This window comes from Nannocystis pusilla (assembly GCF_020073745.1).
GTDB lineage: Bacteria > Myxococcota_A > Polyangia > Nannocystales > Nannocystaceae > Nannocystis > Nannocystis radixulma.
In genome coordinates this window covers 285,027-307,143 of sequence record NZ_JAIRAU010000002.1, presented here as the reverse complement: position 1 = coordinate 307,143, position 22,117 = coordinate 285,027, and the positions used below count along the sequence as shown (strand labels likewise).

General features: G+C 73.4%; 17 protein-coding genes. 9 read left to right on the top strand and 8 right to left on the bottom strand.

Annotation, left to right across the window (positions count from 1 at the left end; genetic code table 11):
• Nucleotides 1–6: 6 nt before the first annotated feature.
• The 3 genes from K7C98_RS07300 (at nucleotide 7) to K7C98_RS07290 (ending at nucleotide 7,396) form a co-directional block, all read left to right on the top strand.
• Nucleotides 7–4,872, top strand: coding sequence for a protein kinase domain-containing protein (locus K7C98_RS07300; protein WP_224190840.1), 4,866 nt, complete (start codon nucleotides 7–9; stop codon nucleotides 4,870–4,872).
• 229 nt (nucleotides 4,873–5,101) lie between these two features.
• A complete protein-coding gene (gene purT, locus K7C98_RS07295) occupies nucleotides 5,102–6,298 on the top strand; it encodes a formate-dependent phosphoribosylglycinamide formyltransferase (protein ID WP_224190839.1) in 1,197 nt (398 codons plus the stop codon).
• 75 nt (nucleotides 6,299–6,373) lie between these two features.
• Nucleotides 6,374–7,396, top strand: a complete 1,023-nt coding sequence (locus tag K7C98_RS07290) for a hypothetical protein (protein ID WP_224190838.1) — start codon at nucleotides 6,374–6,376, stop codon at nucleotides 7,394–7,396.
• Between the two features lie 64 nt (nucleotides 7,397–7,460).
• Here the strand turns inward: K7C98_RS07290 and K7C98_RS07285 are convergent, their stop codons facing one another.
• The 4 genes from K7C98_RS07285 to K7C98_RS07270 all read right to left on the bottom strand — a co-directional run bounded on the left by K7C98_RS07285 (nucleotide 7,461) and on the right by K7C98_RS07270 (nucleotide 11,971).
• Nucleotides 7,461–8,807 carry a hypothetical protein gene (locus tag K7C98_RS07285; RefSeq protein ID WP_224190837.1) on the bottom strand — a complete coding sequence of 449 codons (1,347 nt, stop codon included), beginning with the start codon at nucleotides 8,805–8,807 and terminating at the stop codon, nucleotides 7,461–7,463.
• A complete protein-coding gene (locus K7C98_RS07280) occupies nucleotides 8,804–9,850 on the bottom strand; it encodes a radical SAM protein (protein WP_224190836.1) in 1,047 nt (348 codons plus the stop codon). The genes K7C98_RS07285 and K7C98_RS07280 overlap by 4 nt, the downstream gene beginning before the upstream one ends.
• 59 nt (nucleotides 9,851–9,909) lie before the next feature.
• Nucleotides 9,910–11,229: an MFS transporter gene (locus K7C98_RS07275; protein ID WP_224190835.1), complete on the bottom strand. Its 1,320-nt coding sequence runs from the start codon at nucleotides 11,227–11,229 to the stop codon at nucleotides 9,910–9,912.
• A gap of 88 nt (nucleotides 11,230–11,317) precedes the next feature.
• Nucleotides 11,318–11,971, bottom strand: a complete 654-nt coding sequence (locus tag K7C98_RS07270; protein WP_224190834.1) for a hypothetical protein — start codon at nucleotides 11,969–11,971, stop codon at nucleotides 11,318–11,320.
• Nucleotides 11,972–12,121: 150 nt separating this feature from the next.
• On the opposite strand from K7C98_RS07270, the gene K7C98_RS07265 reads away from it, so the two are divergent.
• Nucleotides 12,122–13,534 carry an OmpP1/FadL family transporter gene (locus K7C98_RS07265; protein ID WP_224190833.1) on the top strand — a complete coding sequence of 471 codons (1,413 nt, stop codon included), beginning with the start codon at nucleotides 12,122–12,124 and terminating at the stop codon, nucleotides 13,532–13,534.
• 76 nt (nucleotides 13,535–13,610) lie between these two features.
• Here the strand turns inward: K7C98_RS07265 and K7C98_RS07260 are convergent, their stop codons facing one another.
• Nucleotides 13,611–14,570, bottom strand: coding sequence for a GlxA family transcriptional regulator (locus K7C98_RS07260; protein ID WP_224190832.1), 960 nt, complete (start codon nucleotides 14,568–14,570; stop codon nucleotides 13,611–13,613).
• A gap of 2 nt (nucleotides 14,571–14,572) precedes the next feature.
• Complete coding sequence (locus tag K7C98_RS07255; protein WP_224190831.1) at nucleotides 14,573–15,277, bottom strand: DJ-1/PfpI family protein; 705 nt, start codon at nucleotides 15,275–15,277, stop codon at nucleotides 14,573–14,575.
• Nucleotides 15,278–15,747: 470 nt separating this feature from the next.
• On the opposite strand from K7C98_RS07255, the gene K7C98_RS07250 reads away from it, so the two are divergent.
• Entirely contained in the window at nucleotides 15,748–16,869 is a 1,122-nt protein-coding gene (locus K7C98_RS07250) for an arginase family protein (RefSeq protein ID WP_224190830.1), read from the top strand.
• A 127-nt stretch (nucleotides 16,870–16,996) separates the two neighbouring features.
• On the opposite strand, the gene K7C98_RS07245 is transcribed toward K7C98_RS07250, so the two are convergent.
• Nucleotides 16,997–17,785 carry a tetratricopeptide repeat protein gene (locus tag K7C98_RS07245; RefSeq protein ID WP_224190829.1) on the bottom strand — a complete coding sequence of 263 codons (789 nt, stop codon included), beginning with the start codon at nucleotides 17,783–17,785 and terminating at the stop codon, nucleotides 16,997–16,999.
• Nucleotides 17,786–17,951: 166 nt separating this feature from the next.
• On the opposite strand from K7C98_RS07245, the gene K7C98_RS07240 reads away from it, so the two are divergent.
• Entirely contained in the window at nucleotides 17,952–19,214 is a 1,263-nt protein-coding gene (locus K7C98_RS07240; protein WP_224190828.1) for a hypothetical protein, read from the top strand.
• A 221-nt stretch (nucleotides 19,215–19,435) separates the two neighbouring features.
• Here the strand turns inward: K7C98_RS07240 and K7C98_RS07235 are convergent, their stop codons facing one another.
• Entirely contained in the window at nucleotides 19,436–19,942 is a 507-nt protein-coding gene (locus K7C98_RS07235) for a hypothetical protein (protein ID WP_224190827.1), read from the bottom strand.
• A gap of 145 nt (nucleotides 19,943–20,087) precedes the next feature.
• Between K7C98_RS07235 and K7C98_RS07230 the strand changes: the two genes are divergently transcribed.
• The 3 genes from K7C98_RS07230 to K7C98_RS07220 all read left to right on the top strand — a co-directional run bounded on the left by K7C98_RS07230 (nucleotide 20,088) and on the right by K7C98_RS07220 (nucleotide 22,114).
• Complete coding sequence (locus tag K7C98_RS07230) at nucleotides 20,088–20,807, top strand: hypothetical protein (RefSeq protein WP_224190826.1); 720 nt, start codon at nucleotides 20,088–20,090, stop codon at nucleotides 20,805–20,807.
• 21 nt (nucleotides 20,808–20,828) lie between these two features.
• Entirely contained in the window at nucleotides 20,829–21,227 is a 399-nt protein-coding gene (locus tag K7C98_RS07225) for a hypothetical protein (RefSeq protein WP_224190825.1), read from the top strand.
• Nucleotides 21,228–21,385: 158 nt separating this feature from the next.
• A complete protein-coding gene (locus tag K7C98_RS07220) occupies nucleotides 21,386–22,114 on the top strand; it encodes a HEAT repeat domain-containing protein (protein WP_224190824.1) in 729 nt (242 codons plus the stop codon).
• Nucleotides 22,115–22,117: the final 3 nt, after the last annotated feature.

Sequence of the window (22,117 nt, the reverse complement as noted above, 5' to 3'; positions counted from 1 at the left end):
GAGTCCATGGACCTGCGCGCCGCCCTCGTCACGCTTCGCCTGCGCCACCCGTTCGGTCTGTCGCGCGGGACCGTGAGCGAACTGCCGAGCCTGCTGGTGCGCCTCGAACCCCCGGGATCGCCGGACGGTCGCGAGCGCCGCGGCCTCGGCGAGGCCGCCCCGGTGCGCTACCTCGGGCAGTCGGCGCCGGCGGCGGCCCCGCTGGCCGTCGCCATCGCCGCCGAGCTCGATCCGGCGATCCTCGGCGACCCGCGCGCGATCACGGCCGCTGGCGCGCGCATGCGCGAGCTCGCCCCGGCCCACTCCGCGGCCCGCTGCGCCGTCGACACCGCGCTGTGGGACGCCGCCGCGCGGGCCCGGGATCTGCCGCTCGCCGACTGGCTGGCCGACCCCGACGTGCTCGATCGGGCAGGTGTCGACGGTCATGTCCTTTTGGCCACATCGGGGGCGGCCGTGACCTCGTACACGATCGCGCTCGACGAGCTGCCGGCGATGGCCGCCCGGGCGGCCGCGGCCGCGCACTTGCCGGTGCTCAAGATCAAGCTCGGGCGCGCCCGTGAGTTCGACCGCGCGGCGGTGCGTGCGGTCGCGGCCGCGGCCCCGCGGGCCCGCCTGCGGGTCGACGCCAACGGCGGCTGGACCCCGGAGGACGCCCGCGCGCTCATCCCCCTGCTGGTCGACCTCGGGGTCGAGCAGCTCGAGCAGCCGCTGCCTGCGGGGCGGCCCGACCTGCTCGCGGCGCTCGCGCGCGACTCACCCATCCCGATCTACGCCGACGAGGACGTGCAGGGGCCGGACGACGTGATCGCCCTCGCGGGCGCCGTCGCCGGCGTCAACATCAAGTTGATGAAGTGCGGCGGGATCTCGCCCGCGCTGGCGATGATCGCCGCGGCCCGGCGGGAGGGCCTGCGCGTGCTCCTCGGCTGCATGATCGAGACCCGCGTCGGGCTCGCCGCCGCCAGCGCCCTGTCCCGTCTCGCCGACGAGGCCGACCTCGACGCCCACATGCTCACGCTGGACGACCCCATGCCGCCGGGCAGCCAGGACCGGCTCGCGCCCGAACTGCCGCGGCCCCGCGGCCCCGGCCTCGGCGTCCCGCCGGGGGCGCTGCCCGCCGAAGCGACCGCGGGCCGGCCCGCGTGGCATAATCCGCTCGCTCCCTTGAACTCCGACGAGCCCCAGGCCCGCGCTTCGCTGCCGGCGACGCTACCTGTCCCTGAGGACATCCTTCCGCGTCCCCTCGGCCGCTACGAGCTGGTGCGTCGGGTCGGCTCGGGCAGCATGGGCGTCGTCTACGCCGCCGTCGACCGCGACAGCGGCCGCACCCTCGCGCTCAAGACCCTGCACAAGCTCGACCCCGGCGCGCTGTTCCGCCTCAAGAACGAGTTCCGCAGCGCCGCCGGCCTGTCGCACCCCAACCTCGTCAGCCTCTACCAGCTGGTCTCGCACGCCGACGAGTGGTTCATCACCATGGAGTTCGTCGACGGCGTCAGCTTCGTCGATTATGTCCGTCAGGACATGTCCGAAGAGCCAGACGCGCGCGACGCCGGCCGGCTGCACGAGCGGCTGCGGCCGGCCCTGCTGCAGCTGGCGGCCGGCGTCAGCGCCCTGCACGCCGCCGGCAAGCTGCACCGCGACCTCAAGTCGTCGAACGTGCTCGTCACGCCCGAGGGCCGCGTCGCGATCCTCGACTTCGGCCTCGCCGCCGACGACGTCGCCGAGGGCGGCGAGGACGGCCTGCTCGGCACCCCGGCGACGATGGCGCCGGAGCAGGCCGCCGGCAACCCCGCCACGCCCGCGAGCGACTGGTACGCCGTCGGCGTCATGCTCTACGAGGCGCTCACCGGCCGCCTGCCCTTCACCGGCCCGCCGCTGCTGATCCTCCACGCCAAGCAGCACGACGATCCGGCCCCGCCGGAGCAGCTCGCGCCCGCCGTCGATCCGGCGCTGTCGACCCTTTGCATGGGCCTGTTGCGGCGCGACCCGGCGACGCGGCTCGGCGGGGCCGACATCCGTGAGGCGCTCGGCGAGGCCCCGCTCGGCCCGGCCGAGAGCGGCGCCCGCTTCGTCGGCCGCGACGATCTCCTGTCGGCCATGCGCGACGCGTTCCAGCTCGCGCTCGCCGGCTCGCCGGTGTGCGTGTACGTCCGCGGCCGCTCCGGCATCGGCAAGACCGCCCTCATCGATCGCTTCATCGCCGAGCTGCGCCGCACCGACCGCGCCTTCGTCCTCCAGGGCCGCTGCTTCGAGCGCGAGAGCGTGCCGTACAAGGCCTTCGACAGCGTCCTCGACGCGCTCGCGCAGCACCTGCGGCACCTGCCCGCCGAGGAGGCCGCGGCCCTGCTGCCGCGCGAGATCCACGAGCTCACCCGGCTGTTCCCCGTGCTCGCGCGCGCCGCCGTGGTCGCCGATCTGCCGCAGCGCAACTTCGCCGCCCCCGACCCGCAGGAGGCCCGGCGGCGGGCCTTCCGCGGGCTCAAGGAGCTGCTGGCGCGGATCGCCGATCGCCGCCCCCTGGTCCTGCGGATCGCCGACTTGCAGTGGGGCGACGAGGACAGCGCGCGCCTGTTGGCCGAGCTGTTGTCGCCGCCCGATCCGCCGGCGCTGTTGTTCATCGGCTCGTACCGGATCGACGAGGACGACGCGCCGATGCTGCGCGAGCTCCGGCGCCTCGGCGCGCGGCCCGAGCTCAAGGCGCTGGTCCGCGATCTGCTGGTCGAGCCGCTGTCGGCCGAGCAGGCCGAGGAGCTCGCGCTGGCCCGCCTCGGCCGCGACACCGACGGCACCCGCGCCGACGCGCGCCGGATCGCCGCCGAGTCGGGCGGCAACCCGCTGTTCGTCGAGGAGCTCGCGCGTCACGTCGCCGGTCACCGCGGCGCCGCCCCGCCCGAGGTCTCGCTCGACGCCGTCGTGCGCACGCGCCTCGCCGGCCTGCGCGCCGCGGGTCGTCGCCTGCTCGAGATCGTCGCCGTCGCCGGGCGGCCGATCCCCGCCAACCTCGCCTTCTCCGCCTCGGGCGTCACCGATCGCTCCATCCTCGGCGAGCTGCAGGCGCAGCACCTGCTGCGCACGCTGGCCACCCGCGGCGGCGACACGGTCGAGTGCTATCACGACCGGATCCGCGACACCGTGCTGGCCCAGCTCGGCGCCGATCACCTGGCTCGGCTGCACCGCACCCTCGCCGACGCGCTCGCCCAGTCCGCCGACGACCCCGAGCTGCTCGCGCATCACCTGCACGCCGCCGGCGCCCTCCAGGAGGCCTTCGCCGCCGCCGTCGCCGCCGCCGAGCGGGCCGCGGCCGCGCTCGCGTTCCACCGCGCCGCCCAGCTCTACGAGCGCGCCCTCGCGTGGGCCTCCGATCTGCCCGACGACGAGCGCCGGGCCCTGCTGCGCCGCCGCGCCGACGCGCTCGCCCAGGCCGGGCGCAGCGCCGCCGCCGCCCCCGTCTACGCCAGCGCGGCCGAGGGCGCCGCCCCGGCCGAGTCGCTCGAGCTGCGCCGCCGCGCCGGCGAGCAGTTCCTCGTCAGCGGCAACATCGACCAGGGCATCCGGCTGCTGCGGCCCGCGCTGGTCGAGGTCGACCTCGGCTACCCCGCCACACCTGGCCGGGCGAACATGTCCATCATTACACGTTCGACCCAGCTCAGCCTGCGCGGGCTCAACTTCGTCAGCGTGCGCGAGGACCAGGTCCCGCCGGCCGACCTGCTGCGCCTCGACGTGTGCCTGTCGGCCGCCGTCGGCCTCGCCTTCGTCGATCCGATCCGCGGCTACAGCTTCTTCCAGCGCGGGCTGCTCCTGGCCCTTCAGACAGGTGAACCGCAGCGGATCGCCCGCGCCCTCGCCGGCGTCGGCGCGATGGTCGTCAGCCGCGGCACCGCCAACGCCGTCGGCCGCGGCACCACCCTGTTGAAGGAGGCGCGCCGGCTGGCCGAGCAGCTGTCGGACCCGCGCCTGCTCGGCCTGTGCGAGATCATCGACGGCCTCTCCGACGTCTCGCTCGGCCGCTGGCGGCGCGCGCTCGAGCGCAACGAGCAAGGCGCCCAGATCCTCCTCGACCGCTGCGTCGGCGTCGGCTGGGAGCTCGACGTCTCGCGCATGAGCTCGATGCGCGCGCTGTACATGCTCGGCGAGCTCGCCGAGCTCGGCGGCCGCGCCCACGCCTGGCTGCGCGAGGCCGAGGAGACCGGCGACCTGTGCGGCGAGGTCTGGTCGTCGCTCTACAGCGCCTACGGGCTGCTCAGCGCCGACGACATCCACAGCGCCCGCGACCGCGTCCGCAACACCATGCGCCGCTGGACCCGCGACGGCTTCCACTTCCAGCACATGCTCGCGCTCGTGCTCGAGACCTTCTGCGACCTGTACCAGGGGCAAGGCGGCGCCGCGTGGCAGCGACTGGCCGAGAACTGGGTCGCCGTCGAGAACTCGTACATCCTCGGCTGGCAGGGCCAGCGGATCGTCTTCCTCCACGCGCGGGCCCTCGCCGCCATCGCGGCCGCGCGCGAGCAGCCGCACAACGCCGGCGTCCTGCTCGCCGCCGCCGAACGCGACGCCGCCCAGCTCGAGGAGGACCGCGCGCTGCGCTACGACTCGGTCGCCATGGCCGCGCTGATCCGCGCCGGCATCGCCGCGCAGAACAACGACATCCCGCAGGCGCTCGTCCGCCTCGAGGCGGCCGCCGCCAGCTTCGACACCGCCGACATGCGGATCCACGCCGCCTGCGCCCGCCGTCGCCGCGGCGAGTTGATGGGCCCCGGCGGCGCCCAGCTGATCGCCCAGGCCGATCAGTTCCTCGCCTCGCAGGCCATCCGCCGCCCCGCGCAGTGGAGCGCCATGTACAACGGCAGCGCCCGACACGAACCCGTCGGGACCTGAACGCACCCCGCCTTCGGGCCACGCCGCCGAGCGACGGGCCCTCACCATCGACCGTGCTCGGCGCGAACCACCGCGCGCCGACCGGCGTGAACACCGCACTCCGACCGGCGTGAGCCCCGCGCCCGCGCCCACCCGCGTCTACGCGGCCCGGCCGACGAGTGTGACCTCGCGCCCGCGGCGCCCGCCTTGCCGCGCGCGACAGTGCGCCACTATCCTGCGCGCGCTCGCCATGGATCTCACGCTCGGCACTCCACTGTCCCCCTCGTCCACGCGGCTGCTCCTGCTCGGATCCGGCGAACTCGGCCGCGAGGTCGCTATCGAGGCCATACGCCTCGGCGTCGAGGTCGTCGCCTGCGATCGCTACGCCAACGCCCCGGCGATGCAGGTCGCCCACCGCAGCCACGTGTTCGACATGCAGGACCGCGACGCCGTGCGAGCCGTCGTCGCCCGCGAGCAGCCGCACTACATCGTCCCCGAGATCGAGGCCATCGCCACCGACGCGCTGGTCGAGCTCGAGAGCGAGGGCTGGACCGTCATTCCCACCGCCCGCGCCACCCGACTCACCATGGATCGCGAGGGCATCCGCCGCCTCGCCGCCGAGCAGCTCGGACTGCCGACCAGCCCCTACGCCTTCGCCGACACCCTCGAGGAGGTCGAGGCCGCCGTGCAGCGCCTCGGCCTGCCGTGCGTGCTCAAGCCCGTCATGTCGAGCTCCGGCAAGGGACAGAGCACCGTCCGCACCGCCGCCGAGGTCGCGACCGCGTGGGAGTACGCGCTGTCGGGCGCCCGCGGCCGCTCGGCCCGCGTCATCGTCGAGGGCTTCGTCCCGTTCGACTACGAGATCACGCTGCTGACGATCCGCACCCGCCGCGAGGGCACCCTGTTCTGCCCGCCGATCGGCCACCGGCAGGAGCGCGGCGATTACATGGAGTCGTGGCAGCCGCACCCGATGGCGCCGAAGGCCCTCGCGCGCGCCCAGGAGATCGCCGCCGCCGTGACCGAGGCGCTCGGCGGCGCCGGTCTGTTCGGCGTCGAGCTGTTCATCGTCGGCGACGACGTCATCTTCAGCGAGGTCAGCCCGCGCCCGCACGACACCGGCATGGTCACCATGATCACGCAGGATCAGAGCGAGTTCGAGCTGCACGTCCGCGCGATCCTGGGCTTGCCGATCGGACAGGTCATCCTCCGCGCGCCCGGGGCCTCCGCCGTGATCCTGGCCGATCGGCCAGGCACCAACCCGCGCTTCACCGGCGTCGTCAAGGCGCTGTCCCACCCGCGCAACAAGGTCCGTCTGTTCAGCAAGCCCGACACGCGCAAGTACCGGCGCATGGGCGTGGTGCTGGCCTACGGCGACGACATCGCCGAGTGCCGCGCGCGCGCCGAAGCGGCCGCGGCGGAGATCCGCGTGGTCGTCGACGCCGGCTGATCCGTCGCTACCGCGCAGTAGTTCCCGCGACCGGTTCGCCCGACCCGGCCCGCTCGCTCGGTTATCCTGGGCGTCGTGCCGGACTCGTCCTCGGCCTGTCATCACCACCGCGATCGCTCCCCCGTCGCTCGCTGCAGCCTGTGCAGCGCCGCGATGTGCGACGAGTGCTGGCGCTTCCGCGTCGGCCGTCGCGGCGCCGCCCTGGACGCCTGCGATCGGCCCGCGTGCGCCCCGTGTGCCTACGTCGCCACCTCGCACCGCGGTCGTCGCCTCGCCCTCGCCTTCGCCTTCCTCGCCCTCGCGGCAGGCAGCGCGCCCCTGGTCGCGCTGCGCTGGCAGCTGTGGCCGGACTACAAGCTCTCGCTCGGCCTGTTCGCGCTCGTCATCCTGCTCGTGTTCGCCTACCTGCTCTACAGCGCGTTCGAACCATCGCTGCCGGTGCAGCCGCGGGGTGAACACGACGCCGCCGACGACGACCACGTGATGGACGGCGCCGAGCACCCGCTGCGCGGCCGCGGTCGTCGCGTCGTCTCCGCCCTCTCGCCCAAGTTGTCGGGCACCACCGCCGCCGTGGTCGCCGGCCTGGCCTTCGCGCTGACGGCCGTGTTGCTGCCGCACGCGCTCGCCCTGCCCCGCTGGCTCGAGATCGAGGCCGTCCTGGCCGCCTGGTGGGCCCTGTCCACCCTCGCCTTCGCCGCGTTGCTGCACCGCGGCTTCCACCTCGTCGACGACTGGCTCTACTTCGCCCCGTGGAACCGCCCGCGCGAGGGCAAGGGCCGCGGCTGCGGCGACGGCTGCTCGGGCGCCGACTTCCCGGGCGGCGACGGCGAGGGCTGCCTGATCATGATCGTCGTCGCCGCGCTCGTCCTGCTGTTCTTCGGCGCCGCCTGGCTGCTGGTCGAGGTCGCCGGTCCGCTGCTGTTCCTGCTGATCTACCTGCTCGTCACCCGCGCCCTCGCCCGCGTCGCCCGCGATCGCCACGACTGCAAGGGCGAGCTCGCCCGCTCGCTGGCCTGGGGCGCCGCCTGGGCCACGATCTACCTGTTGCCGCTGGCGATCCTCGCCTACGCGATCCACACCGCGCTGCAGCCTGGCTGACCTCACGGGCATGTCGCTTAGGACATGCCCGGTAGAACATGTCGCCGACGACATGTCCATTCAATCACATGTCGAACAGCTCGAGCAGCGTGCGCAGCCCCGGCGACCCGGCGGCCTGGGCCTGTTCGGCCACCGCCCGGCGGATCTCCGCGTGCGCGGCCGGCAGGATCGCCTCCAGCCCTTTCAGCGCCGTCGCGTCGCCGCCGCGGGCCGCGGCCACCCGCTCGCGGACCAGTTCCCGTCCGGCGGCCGCGAACCGCGCCCCCACGTCCCACGCCGTCACCACCGCGCCTGCCCCCAGGGACATGTCCCCGAGTTCATCGTGGCGCAGCGTCGCCGGCCGCTCGGCCCACAGCACGTCGAGCCGGCGCAGCGTCACCCGCTGGCCCGGCTGCAGCGGCTTCGCCTGGCCGGCGCGCAGCAGGTGGACGCCGGGCGTCGCCACCGCCAGATCGAGCGTCGCCTGCGTCGCCCACGTGCCCGCGTCGCTGTTCGGGTAGTGGCTCCGCGCGGCCGCGAGCAGCCCCGGCGGCACCCGCAGCCCCGAGTAGCCGGCCGGCGGGGCCGCCTTGCTGCGCCACGCCGTGAACTCGATCGGCCCCGTCTCGAACTGCGCCCGGCGCAGCGCCTCGCAGGCCCGCAGGTGGCGCTCGAGCCGACCCAGCAGCTCCGCCCGCTCCGTCGCGCTCGCCGGCAGCGGCGCTGCCCGGCGCCACAGGTACCCGGCCAGCCCCGCGTGGTAGAGCGGCAGCGCCTCCATGGCCGCGAGCAGCGCCAGCGCGTCGGCGATCGTCTCCTTGCCGCCCGTCCGGCGCGCCTCGACGTGGGCCTGCCAGCGCGCCCGGAACACCTGCGCCTCGGTCAGCGCGTCGAGCGATGCCGTGACCTGCGACCACCCCGGGTCCTGCGCCGGCGCCCCCTCGGGCACCAGCAGCAGCGCCAGCGCGAGCTGCTTGGCCCGGGCCGGGAGGGACGCGTCGTCGGTGACCAGGCGCGCCCAGCGGTTCAGCGCCGCCTCGTCGGCCAGCGGGAACACGTCGGGCCCGAGCGCCGGGGCCGGCGGCGAACCTGTCCCCATGGCACTGTCCTCGTCACCCTGTTCTGAAGGACCTGTCGCATCCGACAGGTCCTTCTCGCCATGTTGCGAAAGACCTGTCGTCTCCGCCATCTCCTGTCCTTCGTCCTGCCCGGCCGGCCGCGGCGCCGCCCCCTGCCCGGCCGGCTCCTCGCGCCCGCGCAGCCGGTCGGCGCAGCCCTGCACGAACACGACCAGCAGCGCCAGCAGGCGGATCGCCGGCGCCGCCGTGCTCGACAGCAGCGCCACCTGGCCGCCGCGCCAGCGCAGGAGCACCGCCGCCGCCAGCGCCAGCGCGGCCGCGAACGCCCACAGGTCGACCCACCAGCGCTTCACACGGCCTCCTTGCGACAGGCGCCGAACGCCTGCTCGCGGCACGGGTTGCCGTTGCGGGCCTGCAGCCAGCACTCGCGCCCGTCGGAGCACTCGCGCGGCCCCGCGGTGCGGAAGCGCGTGAACCCGCGGGTCCAGATGTCGCGCAGCGGTCGCTCGCGCAGGTTGCCCTCCGACTCGCGCAGGTCGGTGGTCGTGCACGGCAGCACCTCCCCGGTCGCCCCGATCACGCACGAGATCCGGCCCGCCCCGCACAGGAACGGCTGGTCGCGGTAGAAGCGATCGTCGGCGCCCGCGCTGCCCCACTCGTTGCACAGCTCGACGTGGAACAGCTCGCGCTTGCGACGGGCGAACGCGGCCACGCGCTGCAGCTGCTCGGGCGTCGGGCACAGCGCCGTGTGCTCCGCCCCGCGGCCCTCCGGCGCGAACAGGTGCAGCCCCCACGAGTCGGCCCCCGACGCCGCCACGATCGGGAACAGGTCGGCCAGGCGGTCGGCGTTGTCGCGCGTCACCGTCGTCCCCGCCACCACCTCCGGGCAGCCGCACTCCTTCAGCGTGCGGATCGCCGCCAGCGCGGCCGCGTGGCTGCCGCGGCGCCCGCGGAACAGGTCGTGCTGCCGCTGCTCGCCGTCGAGGCTGATCGCCGCCAGCGTCGGCGGGTGGCGCTCGAACATCGCCCTGAACTTCGGGACATGTCCGCCGTGCGTGTGCATGGCCCACTCGAGCCCCTGCGCCCGCGCGTACGCGACGATCTCGGCGATGTCCTGGCGCAGCAGCAGCTCGCCGCCGGCGATCACGAAGGTCGGCTTGCCGAGCGCCACCATCTCGTCGACCACCAGGCGCAGCACCTCCTGCGTCGTCAGCTCGCCGACCGCCCGCTTGCCCGCGCCGGAGTAACAGTGCGGGCAGCGGAGGTCGCACATGTTGGTGGCGATCCACTGCACCGCGACCGGCCGGCGGACCAGGCGGAGCGCGTGCAGCAGGCGCGTCTCGGTCTCCCAGACCTCGGGCGCGGCGCGGGCATAGAGGCGGTGGAGCAGGCCCATGCCCGCGAGCATAACAACGGCGGGCCGCCGGGCCCCGGCGCCGAGGCCCCCGCCGCGCCTCACACGGCCGCGCGGGCGCGCGCGTGGGCGAGCGCGCGGAAGCTCGGATCGTCGCGGCGGAACGCCAGCGTCGCCAGGAGCGCCAGCGCCCACAGCACCGCGATGTGCAGGAACATCGTCTCGCCGCCGTGGTGTTTGAACAGGTAGCCCGACACCAGCGGACCCGCGAGCGTGCCGAGCCCGTACGACCCGTTGAGCAGCGCGTTGCTGCGGCTGTAGTCGCGGGGATCGACGATGAGGCTCTGCAGCGCCAGGCTCATCGGCCAGATCGGCGCCAGTGAGGCGCCCGCGAACAGCACCGCCACCGCCACCATCGCGTACGTCGGCAGGTAGACCAGCGACGCCGTCAGCACCACCCCGAGCGCCACCAGCGTGCGCACCGTCTTCAGGTGGCCGAAGCGATCGCCGAGCCGCCCGACGAACACAACGCTGGCCGCCATCCCGATCGAGAAGCTCGCCACCAGCAGGCTCGTGTCCTCCTTCGGCACCGCGCGCGACTCGATGAGGAACAGCGGCAGGAACAGCACCAGGGACGCCTGGAAGTAGCCGTAGCAGAACGTCGGGATGCAGGCCGTCTTGATCTTCCAGTACAGCGACAGGATCGGCGGCCGCCCGGCCTCGACCGCGTTCGTCGGCTTCGGGCTCGCGTCCTCGTGGACGTGGTCGCTGCCGGCGATCGGGTGGATCTCGCGGTCGAGGAACACGTAGGCGATGAGCGCCGCCAACGAGGCGAACAGGCCCGCGGCCACGAACACCATCTGCATCGGATACAGCAGCATCACCGCCCAGCCGAACACCGCGCCGATGCCGTAGCCGGTCGCCATCGAGATCGTGTAGAGGCTGGTGATGAGCCCGCGGTGCGCCGTCGACGTCCGCATCAGCAGCACCGTCTCGAGGCTGACCCACACGCCGACCGAGAACGCCCCGTCGATGCCGCGCGCCGCCGCCAGGCCGCCGAAGCTGAGCAAGAACGGGAAGATCGCCGTCGCCGCCGCGTACACGAGCAGCGCCACCGACAGCATCGTCCGCGGCGACAGCTTCTTGATCAGCATGCCCATCGGCACGCTGAACGCCGCGATGCCGAACGAGAAGAAGATCGCCAGCTCGCCGATGGTCAGCTCGTCGATGCCGCGGACCTTGTTCAGGTAGACCGCGACGACCGCCGTCACCATCCCGTACGCCGTCCCGGTCATCCCGCACACCACGTACGCCGTGCGGATGTTGGAGTCGCGCAGCTCGGTGTGCCACAGCTGCTGCAGCTCGTTGCGGACCTTGGACCACTGCCCGGCGGGCGTGGGGGGCGAGACCGTCGTTGTCATCGTTCGCGGGCCGCGATGATCGGGCGCGGGCCAGCGAAAAACCAGCCCCCTCCTGCGTGATCTAGCGTGATTCTGCGCGGCTTCGCGCTCAATCCATGTCGCGGATGGTGTCGCCGCTGCAGTTCTTCGTCACGTCGAGCGGCAGCACGGCGGGATCTTCGAGGCGGACGGCCGCGAACGTCGAGCCCTTCAGGTTGGCGACGAGCGGGCTCGAGACATCGCCCTCGATGTCGCCGCAGTAGAAGTTCTCGTCGATGATCGAGCCGATCAGCTTGAGGGTCGCCACGATCTCGCCGCCGGTGACCGGATTGGCCGCGCCGGTGACGTTCACCTCCCCGGCGTCGACGTCGAACTTGCCGTCGGCGATCGGGACCGCCTCGTAGCACAGCGGATCGCCGATCGGCTCGCGCGGCACGTTGACCTTGCCCTGCGTGAGGCTGAGCGGCTGCAGGCAGGTGTCGAGCAGCGTGTCGCCGTTCTCGTCGACCGTCATCGTATTGGTGGCGATGAACTGCATCGGCAGGTCCGGGGCGATGACCGTCGACACTGCCAGCAAGAAGTCGCCGCTGATGTCGGCCTGCGCCGGCATCACGTCCGGAGGCGGCGGCGGCATGAAGTCGCGGTCGTCCTTGGTGTTGTCGAGGAATTCGTTGAACTTCGCCTCCGAGTCGGGGCATCCCCCGAGGGCGAGGGGCGACACGAGAAGCGACGAGAGGCCGAGCACCGAGAGAAATCGGGACATCGTGCGCCTCACTCTGCCGTGCATTTTGTCCGCCGTAAAGCAGTGGCCTCGGTGTAAAGTGGCGGCGGTTTGTCGTCGCCGTCCGAGGTCTTCTTCATGTCGCTCGCCCGCCATGCGTCTCGCTCGCGCACCCTCCTCGCCTGTGGCCTGATGACCGCCGCTCTGCTCGGCGCACGCGAGGCCCGGGCCTCCGGCCTCAGCACCGCGCGATTCGGCGGCGAGCACGGTCACGTGACCACGGACAACCCCACCGCGATCTACTACAACCCCGCGGGTATCGCGCTGAAGCCCGGCACACGCATCTTCGTCGACGGCAGCTTCGCCGCCCGCTGGGTCAGCTACGACCGGCCGGAGTCGGCCATCAGCAGCATGACCGGCACGCCGGAGGGGGCCACCGACGCCAACGCCGGCACCGCCAAGCTGTCCAACTTCATCGCCGGCCCGTTCGCCGGCGCCAGCTCGGACTTCGGCACCAAGTTCTTCTCGGCCGGCGCCGCGGTCTACTTCCCGTTCGGCGGCCAGTCGACGTGGAAGCCCAACGACAAGTACCGCGGCAGCCAGGACTACCCGGGCGCGGTCGACGGCGTGCAGCGCTGGCACACCATCGACGGCAAGCTGCGCTCGATGTACATCACCGGCGCCGTCGCCTTCAACATCGCCAAGATCGGCCTCTCGATCGGCCTGTCGGGCAGCGCCATCCGCAGCGAGATCGACACCATCCGCGCCCGCAACTCCGACGGCACCGACGACCTCGTGCTGTCCGACGGCACCCTCAAGGAGGGCCGCAGCTGGCTCAAGGCGTCCGGCTGGCAGGGCAGCTTCGGCATCGGCGCGATCTGGAACTGGCGCGACAAGCTGTGGATCGGCGCCTCGTACACCAGCCGGCCCAACATCACCGGCAACATGACGCTCAAGGGCGAGCTCACCAACGCCTTCGGCGTCGCGCCCGTCTCCGACGCGACCCCGATCGAGCTCACGCAGCGCCTCCCCGACATCGTCCGCCTCGGCTTCCGCGTCCGCCCGGTGCCCAAGCTCGAGCTGCGCCTGTTCGGCGACTTCACCAACTGGAAGGTCATGGACAAGCAGTGCGTCCTCGACGCCAGCATCGAGGGTCGCAAGTGCGACTTCGCCGGCGCCGACACGGCCCTCACCAAGCCCGAGGAGTTCGGCGCCGAGGGTGACGGCACCAAGGGCGTCACCCAGCACATCCCGCGCTTCTGGAAGCCGGCCGGCGGCGTGCGCTTCGGCGCCAGCTACTGGGTCGTCGACCCGGTCGAGCTGTACGCCGGCGTCGGCTTCGACAGCAGCGCCGTCCCCGTGCAGACCATCGAGCCCGCCCTGCTCGACTCCCACAAGATGACCTTCTCGCTCGGCGGCCGGTTCCGCCTGCACCAGCGGCTCCACCTCGGCGTGACCTTCACCGACATCGCCTACTTCAAGGTCGACACCAAGGGCCGCAACGTCCTCAACAAGTTCCAGGCGCCCACCAAGCAGGCCAGCGCCGACGGCGTCTACAAGCAGAACATCTTCCTCACCAACATCTACCTCGACGTGAACTTCTGACGGGGCCTGAACCGTGGGACATGCCCCCCGGAGCATGTCCCTTCGCGCCGGACCGATCGGACATGTCCTTCCGGATTCAGCCGGCCGTCGCGCCTGCCCCGCGGAACAGCTTGCGGTAGCTCGTCGGCGAGGTGCCCATCACCTGCGCGAACCGGTTGCGCAGCGTCGACGCGGCCGCGAAGCCGGCGTGCGCGGCGATCTCCTCGAGCGACAGCGACGTCGACTCGAGCAGTTGCTGCGCGCGGGCGATCCGGGCGGTGAGGATCCACTTGAGCGGCGTCGTCCCGGTCTGCTCGCGGAAGCGCCGGCTCAGCGTCCGCGTGCTCATCCGCGCCTTGCGGGCCAGCGTCGGCAGCTCGAGGTCCTCGCGCAGGTGCGCCGTCATCCACTCGAGCAGCGGCGCCAGGCTGCTCGTCGCCGTCGGCGGCTCGTGGACGATGAACTGCGCCTGCCCCCCGCTGCGCTCGAGCGGCGCCACCGCGAGCCGCGCCGCGTGGGCCGCCACCGCCGCCCCGTGGTCGTTGCGCAGCATGTGCAGGCACAGGTCGAGCCCCGCCGCCGCCCCGGCCGACGTCAGGATCTGGCCGTCGTCGACGTAGAGCACGTTCGGATCGACGGTCACCGCCGGGAACTGCTCGGCCAGCAACTTCGCCGCGACCCAGTGCGTCGTCGCCCGCAGCCCGTCGAGCAGCCCCGCCTGCGCCAGCACGAACGCCCCGGTGCAGATCGACGCGATCCGGACCCGCCGCCGCGCCGCCGCTCGCAACGCCGCCAGCACCGCCGGCGCGATCGGCTGCATCGGCGCGCGAAGCCCCGGCACGATCACCGTCTGCGCCTTTGCCAGCGCCGACAGGTCCCAGCGCAGCGAGACGTCGAACGCCCCCGCGTCGACGCGCCGGCCCTCGCCGCACACCCGCACCTCGTACGGCTGCCGGCACCCCGGCACCTCGGCGTGCCCGAACAGCTCGCACGGGGTGGCCAGATCGCTCGCCACCACCCGCGGCAACGCCAGCACCGCGACCACGTGCGGACGCATCGTCAACCTCCTGCTCGCGCCGCCCTCGCCTCCTGGGGCGGCCGCCCCAGCCCGGCGAGCAGCGCCTGCGCCTGCGCCGTCAACTCGGGCCCCGCCTGCTCCGGCGTGCCGGCGCAGAACGGCGGCGTCGGGCCGTACTCCAGCAACAGCTGCGTCAGCTTCGCCACCTGCTCGCCCCGCAGCCGCGCCAGCAGCGTCAGGCCGAAGTCGATGCCCGCCGTGACCCCGCCGCCGGACACGCGGTTGCGATCGACGACCACCCGCTCGTGCGCCCCCTCGACGCCGAGCGCCGCCAGCACGTCGTACGTCGACCAGTGAGTCGCCGCGCGGTACCCCGCGAGCAGCCCGGCGGCGGCGAGGATCAGCGAGCCCGTACAGACCGACGTCACGTGGCCCGCCCGCGCCCCGCGATCGGCCAGGAACGCCAGCAGCTCGGCGTCCTGCATCGCCGCGAACGTGCCCATGCCGCCCGGCACGAACAACACGTCGACGTCGCGCGGGCAGTCCTCCAGCGCGCAGGTCGGCACCAGCTGCACCCCCGAGTCGCTGGTAACCGGCGCCGGCGTCTTCGCCACCAGGTGCACCTTCGCCGACCCGATCAGCACCTGGTGCGGCCCGATCAGGTCGAGCAATGTGAAGCCCGGGAACAGCAGCATCGCCACGGTGAACGGTTCGGTCGGCGCGGGGAACGTCAGCTCGCTCGTCATGCCCGCACGCTCGCACCTGCCCCCCGCGCCGACAAGTGGCGCGAATGCCAAAGACTGCCCGATTCTCGCCAACGGCCGAATTCTGAGCGGCGCTCCCGGCCGCGACCGCGCGTCGCACCGAAGCGCGCCCCCGAATCTCGCCGCCGGCGACATGCACGCCTCGCCGCGGCATGACCCAAAGGACATGTCTCCAATTGCCTCCCCCTCACCCCCGCCCGCTGCCGGTCGCCGGCCGCGATCCTCCCTCGTGGCGCCGCGCGCCTTCCGGTTCGCGACCCGCATCTCCTGAACTCGCGCGCGAGTCCCCGCTGCTGTGCCCGACGAGACGAAGATCACCCCTCGCAGCGGCGCGTGCGAGCCTCGGTCCTCGACGCGAACTCGCCGGTCCACCGGCCCGAGCTGTGCCATGCGGCGATCGCCGCGACCCGTGCGCCCTCGAAATTCGCCGCGCCCGGGACTAGCCTTGGCCCATGTCCCCACTCGACGAACTCGCGGCGTTGCTCCGCCCGGCCGGCGGCGGGCTCTTCCTCGTGTCGACCGGGCGGGCCGACCAGCTGGCGATGCAGCGCCGGCTCTACGGCGTCACCGACGAGGCGGGCGTCGACGCGGCGTTCCGGCGCAACCTCGCGGCCATCGCCGACGCGCGCGTCGTCGTCCTCGGCTGTCCGTCCGACGTCGGCGCCGGCTTCCTGCGCGGCGCCAACGTCGGCCCGCAGGCGATCCGCACCGCGCTCCTGGCCAGCGACGGCGACTGGCCGGCGCGGGCCGCCGCCGCCGGCGTGGTCGACATCGGCGACGTCTTCGTCATCCCGCAGCTGCTCCACGACGACATGCTGAGCGTCGCCCAGCTGGCGGCCAGCCGGCGCGCGCTCTACGGCCACCTGCCCGAAGAGACAGCCGCGAACCTGCCCGTCTCGCCGCTGTCGATCGCCGAGCGCGCGCTCGACCTCGTCTATCGGCTCAACCCGCGCGTGGTCCCGGTCGTCCTCGGCGGCGATCACTCCAACGCCTGGCCGGTCGCCGCCAACCTCGCCCGTCACCGGCGCGATCGCTGGGCCATCGTCCAGCCCGACGCCCACACCGACCTGCTGCCCGAGCGGCTCGGCATCAAGATCTGCTTCGCCACCTGGTCGTACCACGCCAACGAGCTGCTCGGCCGCGACGGTCGCCTGGTCCAGGTCGGCGTGCGCGCCTCGCGGTACGACCGCGGCCACTGGGAGCAGGGCCTCGGCGTGCGTCAGTTCTGGGCCGACGAGGTCAAGGCCGATCCGGCCGGCACGATCCGGGCGATCGTCGCCCACCTCAAGGCGCTCGACGTCGGCTCGGTCTACTTCTCCAACGACATCGACGGCACCGACTCGATCTGGGCCGACGCCGCCGGCACCCCCGAGCCCGACGGCCTCGAGCCCGATTTCGTCGTCGACCTGATCCGCGCGCTCGGCCGCGAGATCGGCCTGTGCGCCGCCGACGTCGTCGAGGTCGCCCCGCCGCTCGCCCGCGACGGCGGCAAGCAGACCGTCGAGCTCGCCGTCCGCTACCTGCGCGAGAGCCTGGCCGCCATCGCCGGCCCCGAGCTCGCCCCCGGCGCCTAGCTGTCTCTGCGGACATCTCACATGTCCGCAAAGACAGTCGCCTCTCACCTGTCCTTCGGGACAGCCTTCGCGCGCCGCCCGGCTGCCCCTCGGGGCAGCCGTCATCCTTCACGCACGAACCGCGGCCTCAGCCGGCGCGGCCCTGCTGCAGCTCGGCGATCCGCTTCTTGGCGACGTTGTTGCTGAACTCCGAGCAGCAGTCCATGCGGATGTACGTCGACCACTCGTCGATCGCCTTCTGCGTCTCGCCCTTGGCCTCGTAGACCTGGGCGGCGCCGGCGTGGGCGGTCTTGTCGCCCTGGTACTTGATCATCGCCTTGGCGTAGGTCGTGAGCGCCTCGTCGAGCTTGCCCTGCTCGCGGAGCACGTCGCCGAGCTCGCTGTACACGAACTTGACCGCCTCGTCGTTCTTGATGACCTCGCGGAACACCCCCTCGGCCTGCTCGAGCTGCTTGGCGCGGCGCAGCGCCTGGCCCTGGTGGAGCCCGTAGTTGCCGTTGTCGGGGTCGAGCTGCGAGGCCTTGCCCCACGCGGCGGCCGCGTCGGCGTCCTTGCCGCTCTTCTCGAGCGCGGACGCCCGCGTCGCGTGGTAGTCGGGGACGTCGGCCTTGGCCGCGATCGCCTGGTCGACGAGCTCGAGCGCCTTGGCCGCGTCCTTGTCGGCGAACAGGCTCACCTTGGCCTGCAGCGCGAGCGCCTCGGTGTTGGCGGGCTCGGCCTCGAGCACGCGCTTCAGCATCGCCCTGGCCTCCTCCCACTTCTCGTCGTTGACGCGGGCGGCCGCGTTGGCGAGGTCTTTCTTGATCTGGGCCGCCTGCTCGGCGGGGTCGACCGCCGGCGTGTTGTTGCACGCGGGCGCGAGAACCGAAACAGCGGTCAGGACGACGGTCAGGGCGCAAGCGGCGAGACGGACCACAGAGACCTCCGTCGTCGGAGGTATCACGCGGCGGCCCGCCGGCACAAGGGCGAGCCGAGGGCCGCGCCCGTGACGGGGGTTGGGGACGGCGATCGGCCGTCCGCGCCGGCGCCGGCCGGTGGCCGACTCTGCGCGCGGATGATACGATGCCGGCCTTCCTCGGCCGATGTCCGGACGCGACCCCCACTCCGAAGACTCCCGCGGACCGCGGCCGCTCCACCCGCACGTCGAGCCCGCGCGCGAGCCCGGCCCGACCGCCGCCGAGCTGGCCGGCGCCGCGACGCCCGGCCTGTCGGGCCTGCTGCGCCGCGGGGTCAAGGCCGCGATCGCGCGCTGGGCCGTCCTGCGCCGGCCGGCGAGCGAGTGGCCGCGCCCGCAGGACGAGGCGCGTCACGCCTGGGACGGCCGGCCGCACTTCGCCGAGGAGTTCGTGTTCACCGCCGTCCAGCCCGAGCTCGGCGTGCTCGCGCGGATCGAGTGGCTGCCGGGCCGCGACGCCCACCGCGTCTGGCTCACCCTCTTCACGCCCACCGCGATCTACAGCCTCCCCGGCGGCCAGGCCCTGCTGCGCGGCGACGGCGAGCGCGGCTGGTCGGTCGGCGGCCTCACCTTCGACTGCGTCGAGCCGCTGCGCACCTGGACCCTGCGCTACCGCGGCGCCCTCCACGTCCACGACCCCCGCGGGCGGCCGCTGCGCCCCGCCGGCGACGCGCCCGCCGAGTCGATCGAGGCCCGCCTCGACCTCACCTTCCTCGCCGGCCTGCTGCCGTTCGTCCCCGGCACCGACGACGACCCCGACCTCGTCGCCCGCCAGCTCGGCGCCGCCGAATGGGACACGCGCCTGCTGCGGGCCGTGCGGCGCCACCCGCTCCGCGGCTACGTCCAGGCCGGCGATCTCCACGGCACCATCACGCTCGGCCGCGACCTGCGGGCCTTCGGCGGCGCCGCCCTGCGCGTCCACAACTGGGGCGTGCGCGACTGGGGCGCCAGCGACGCCGCCATGCAGTGCTTCTTGACCCTCGGCCCGCTGCGGACCTACGTGCACACCGCCCGCTTCCCGTGGGTCAACCTGTCCGGCGGCTTCGTCCAGCGCCCCGGCGGCGTCGTCCCGCTCCGCGACCTCGGCGTCACCCAGGAGCGCCGCCCCGGCCGCGCCCCCGCCCGCACCGGCCTGGCGATCGAGGCCCCCGGCGGCCCGCTCGCGCTCGAGGCCGAGACCGTCGCCGAGCTCCCGCTCGACATGGACGGCCGCGGCCACCTCGACATCGCCCTCGTGCGCGTCCACGCCGCGGGCGGCAGCGAACGCCCGACCCGCACGAGCGACGGTCCGCGGCTCGTCGGCGCCCGCCCGCCCGACGAGCCGCAGGGCTGGGGCCTCTGCTTCACCCAGCACCGCCTCCTCCCGCGCCCGACCCCGCGCTCCACCTGACCGTTCGGGCATGTCTCCAAGGTCCTGTCCGCGGGAGCATGTTCATGCCGGCATGCCCTCATGCGCATGCCCCCTGGAACATGTCCCGCGGGACTGACCAGCGCCCCGACCGGCGCCCCGCCTCGCCACCTGTCCCGGAGGTCGCGTGCGGGCGCATCACCGCCGAGGGCCCCGAGATCCGACACCCCGCCCCCGCGCACGTGGGCGAGACGCTCGCGGCACTAACTCGTCGCCCGCCCGTCGTCCCGCTCGCCGGGCGCCTCCCCGGGCACCCCGAAGTCGGGCGCGTCGGTGCGGACGAAGTCCCACGCCCCCAGCCCGCCGTAGCGGATCTCGCCGGACAGCGCCGAGTTCTCGCGGTTGATCAGCACCCAGCCCTCGCCCCGCCCGCCGCGGCCGTCCTGCCAGGTGAACCGCACCAGGTTGCCGGGCTCCATTGCCCCCCCCGCGGCCGGCGTCGCCCGGTCCTGGCGCAGGTTGACGACGAAGCGGGTCAGCCCGTCCTCGCTGGTGAAGCGGCCGTAGTAGCGATCGCTCGCCAGCCGCTGGATGCTCAGCGTCCCGAAGATGCCCGCGCTCTCGCCGACCCACTCGCCGGTGAAGTCGCTCGCGCCCTCGGGGTAGACCTCGGGCCGCGGCGCCGTGATGTCGACCGCCTCGCCAGAGCTGCCGCTGCGCTCGCAACCACCAGCGAGCGCGAGCAGGAGCGCGGCGACGAGGCGAGCCATGCGGGGATCCTGGCCAGCACAACACCGGATCCGACGCGATTCGACCGGCCCCTGGCGGTGGCAAAAGTCACACGTTCGTCGCGCACGCGAGCGCCGGAAACGCACGAGCGTCGCGCGAGCGACCTGACTACAATCCCGCCCGGCGATGGGCGCACGACTCACTACCCTGCCAGCGCGAGCGTTCGGCCTCGTCGCCGTCGTCGCCGTCGCCGGCGCACCGCTGCCCGTGCGCGCCCAGAGCCCGCAGCCCGGGCCTGCCCCTGCCCCGGCCCCCGCCAACCAAGATCCCCCGCCCGCCAAGCCCGCGGACGACAACGATCCCGGCCCCGCCGACCAGCCGCCGACCGCCCCGCCGGAGGCCCCGCAGGCCGAGCTCGTGGCCCCGCCGAACAACGTGTCCCAGAGCGCAGGTCTCGGCTCGACCGTCGCCACCACCGATCCCGAGGCCAAGCGGGCCAAGGCCGAGCTCGAGGGCACCGCCCTGCGCGACAAGCCGGTCGAGGGCGTCCCGGAGCGCCTGCCGCCGCTGCAGCGCGGCGGCTGGTGGGCCGTGTTCGCCGGCTTCGCCCTCGCCTCCACCGGCGGCGTGTTCGCCGGCCTGGCCGAGACCGAGGAGGACAAGGCCCTCCGCCTCGTCTCCCAGCTCGACCCCGAGACCGGCAGCTCGCTGCAGTTCGCCGACGTCAAGGGCGAATACGACGCCATCCTCGCCCGCGGCCGCCGCGACGCCATCCTCGCCCAGAGCTTCCTCGCCGCCGGCGGCGTCGCCCTCGCCGTCGGCATCGGCCTGTTCATCGCCGACCGCGTCAAGCGCCGACCCGCCCGCGTGACGGCCGGCGCCGGCGGCCTGCAGGTGCGCTTCTAGATGTCCCGAGGAACAGGACCCATGCGCCATGTCGCAAACACCCTGTCGCGCGCCCTGCTGCTCGGGCCGGCCGTGATGTTCGCCGGCGCCTGCTTCAACCCCCCGGCCGATCCGGTGCAATTCGCCTGCGACCCCGACGACGCGCCCGAGTGCCCTGACGGCTACGAGTGCCGGATCGACGGCTGCTGCCACCGCGACGACACCCCCGACGACGACGCGCTCGGCGAGTGCAAGCTCGGCGGCACCCAGCTCACCAGCCCGCCGACCCCGCCCGACCCGACCACCGAGGACGCGACGACGAGCGGCGGCAGCAGCGGCGGCGGCACCGACACCACCGGCGACACGGGCGCAACCTCCTCGGCCGGGACAACCTCCACCGACACCGACAGCGACAACTCCGCGGCCGACGCATCCACGTGAGTCGGCCCGCTTGAATTTACCTTCACGCCCGTACGGGCCACTTGCGCGCGGCCGCTTCCGGCCGGATCTGATGGAGCCCCTCCCGGGGCTCTTGCCATGCGGCCCGACCGGGCCATCACCAGCGGGCCCGCGGGCCCCACAGCGACACGGGGACGATCGTGGGATTCAAGGACCTCTTCAGCAGCGCGGGCCGCAGCAAGAGCAAGCTCGACAAGCACATCAAGACCGTCCAGAACCAGTACGCGCAGTCGGCCGACCGCTACTACGCGATGGAACAGCTGCTCGAGCTGGCGGAGATCCCGGCGATCGTCGGCCTGATGAAGCGGTTCACGATGAACGCCAGCAAGTCGATCGAGGACGAGGAGGAGAAGGGCTGGCTCTACAAGCGCCTGCTCGGCCTCCCGGTCGACACCGTGCTGCCCGCCGCCAAGGAGTTCTGCCTGCAGAGCGACAACATCGCGTGGGTCTTGCGCGTGGTCGAGGAGCTGGCGAGCAAGCAGCAGGAGTGGGACATCCTCGACGCCCTGCTGGCCCACCACCCGCCGGGCTACGAGCGCGACCCGAGCGCCAAGCTGCAGCTGCTCACGCACCTGCAGGAGATCGACGACGAGCGGGTCCCCGACATCCTCGCCGGCTACCTCGAGGACCCCGACGAGGGCGTGCGCTTCTTCGCCGTCGAGGCGCTGCTCGACATCGCCGAGCCGCGCTCGCTCGGCCCGCTGATCGCCCGCCTCGGCAACCCCGCGGAGGACTCGCTGCGCCTCCGCACCCGGATCCTCACCGGCCTCGCGCGTCTCGGCTGGGACGTCAGCGCCCACCGCGACGTCGTCAGCAAGGCCATCGGCAACGACCACACCTTCGACGGCACCCACATCAAGGAGCGCTGAAGT

Excerpts from the sequence above, each read along its gene's own strand:
- K7C98_RS07300 (WP_224190840.1), top strand. The coding sequence starts at position 7 with ATGGACCTGCGCGCCGCCCTCGTCACGCTTCGCCTGCGCCACCCGTTC.
- K7C98_RS07250 (WP_224190830.1), top strand. The coding sequence starts at position 15,748 with ATGTCCCCACTCGACGAACTCGCGGCGTTGCTCCGCCCGGCCGGCGGC.
- K7C98_RS07225 (WP_224190825.1), top strand. The coding sequence starts at position 20,829 with ATGCGCCATGTCGCAAACACCCTGTCGCGCGCCCTGCTGCTCGGGCCG.
- K7C98_RS07255 (WP_224190831.1), bottom strand. The coding sequence starts at position 15,277 with ATGACGAGCGAGCTGACGTTCCCCGCGCCGACCGAACCGTTCACCGTG.
- K7C98_RS07280 (WP_224190836.1), bottom strand. The coding sequence starts at position 9,850 with ATGGGCCTGCTCCACCGCCTCTATGCCCGCGCCGCGCCCGAGGTCTGG.
- K7C98_RS07270 (WP_224190834.1), bottom strand. The coding sequence starts at position 11,971 with ATGTCCCGATTTCTCTCGGTGCTCGGCCTCTCGTCGCTTCTCGTGTCG.
- K7C98_RS07260 (WP_224190832.1), bottom strand. The coding sequence starts at position 14,570 with ATGCGTCCGCACGTGGTCGCGGTGCTGGCGTTGCCGCGGGTGGTGGCG.
- K7C98_RS07275 (WP_224190835.1), bottom strand. The coding sequence starts at position 11,229 with ATGACAACGACGGTCTCGCCCCCCACGCCCGCCGGGCAGTGGTCCAAG.
- K7C98_RS07235 (WP_224190827.1), bottom strand. The coding sequence starts at position 19,942 with ATGGCTCGCCTCGTCGCCGCGCTCCTGCTCGCGCTCGCTGGTGGTTGC.
- K7C98_RS07265 (WP_224190833.1), top strand. The coding sequence starts at position 12,122 with ATGACCGCCGCTCTGCTCGGCGCACGCGAGGCCCGGGCCTCCGGCCTC.
- K7C98_RS07230 (WP_224190826.1), top strand. The coding sequence starts at position 20,088 with ATGGGCGCACGACTCACTACCCTGCCAGCGCGAGCGTTCGGCCTCGTC.
- purT (WP_224190839.1), top strand. The coding sequence starts at position 5,102 with ATGGATCTCACGCTCGGCACTCCACTGTCCCCCTCGTCCACGCGGCTG.
- K7C98_RS07240 (WP_224190828.1), top strand. The coding sequence starts at position 17,952 with ATGTCCGGACGCGACCCCCACTCCGAAGACTCCCGCGGACCGCGGCCG.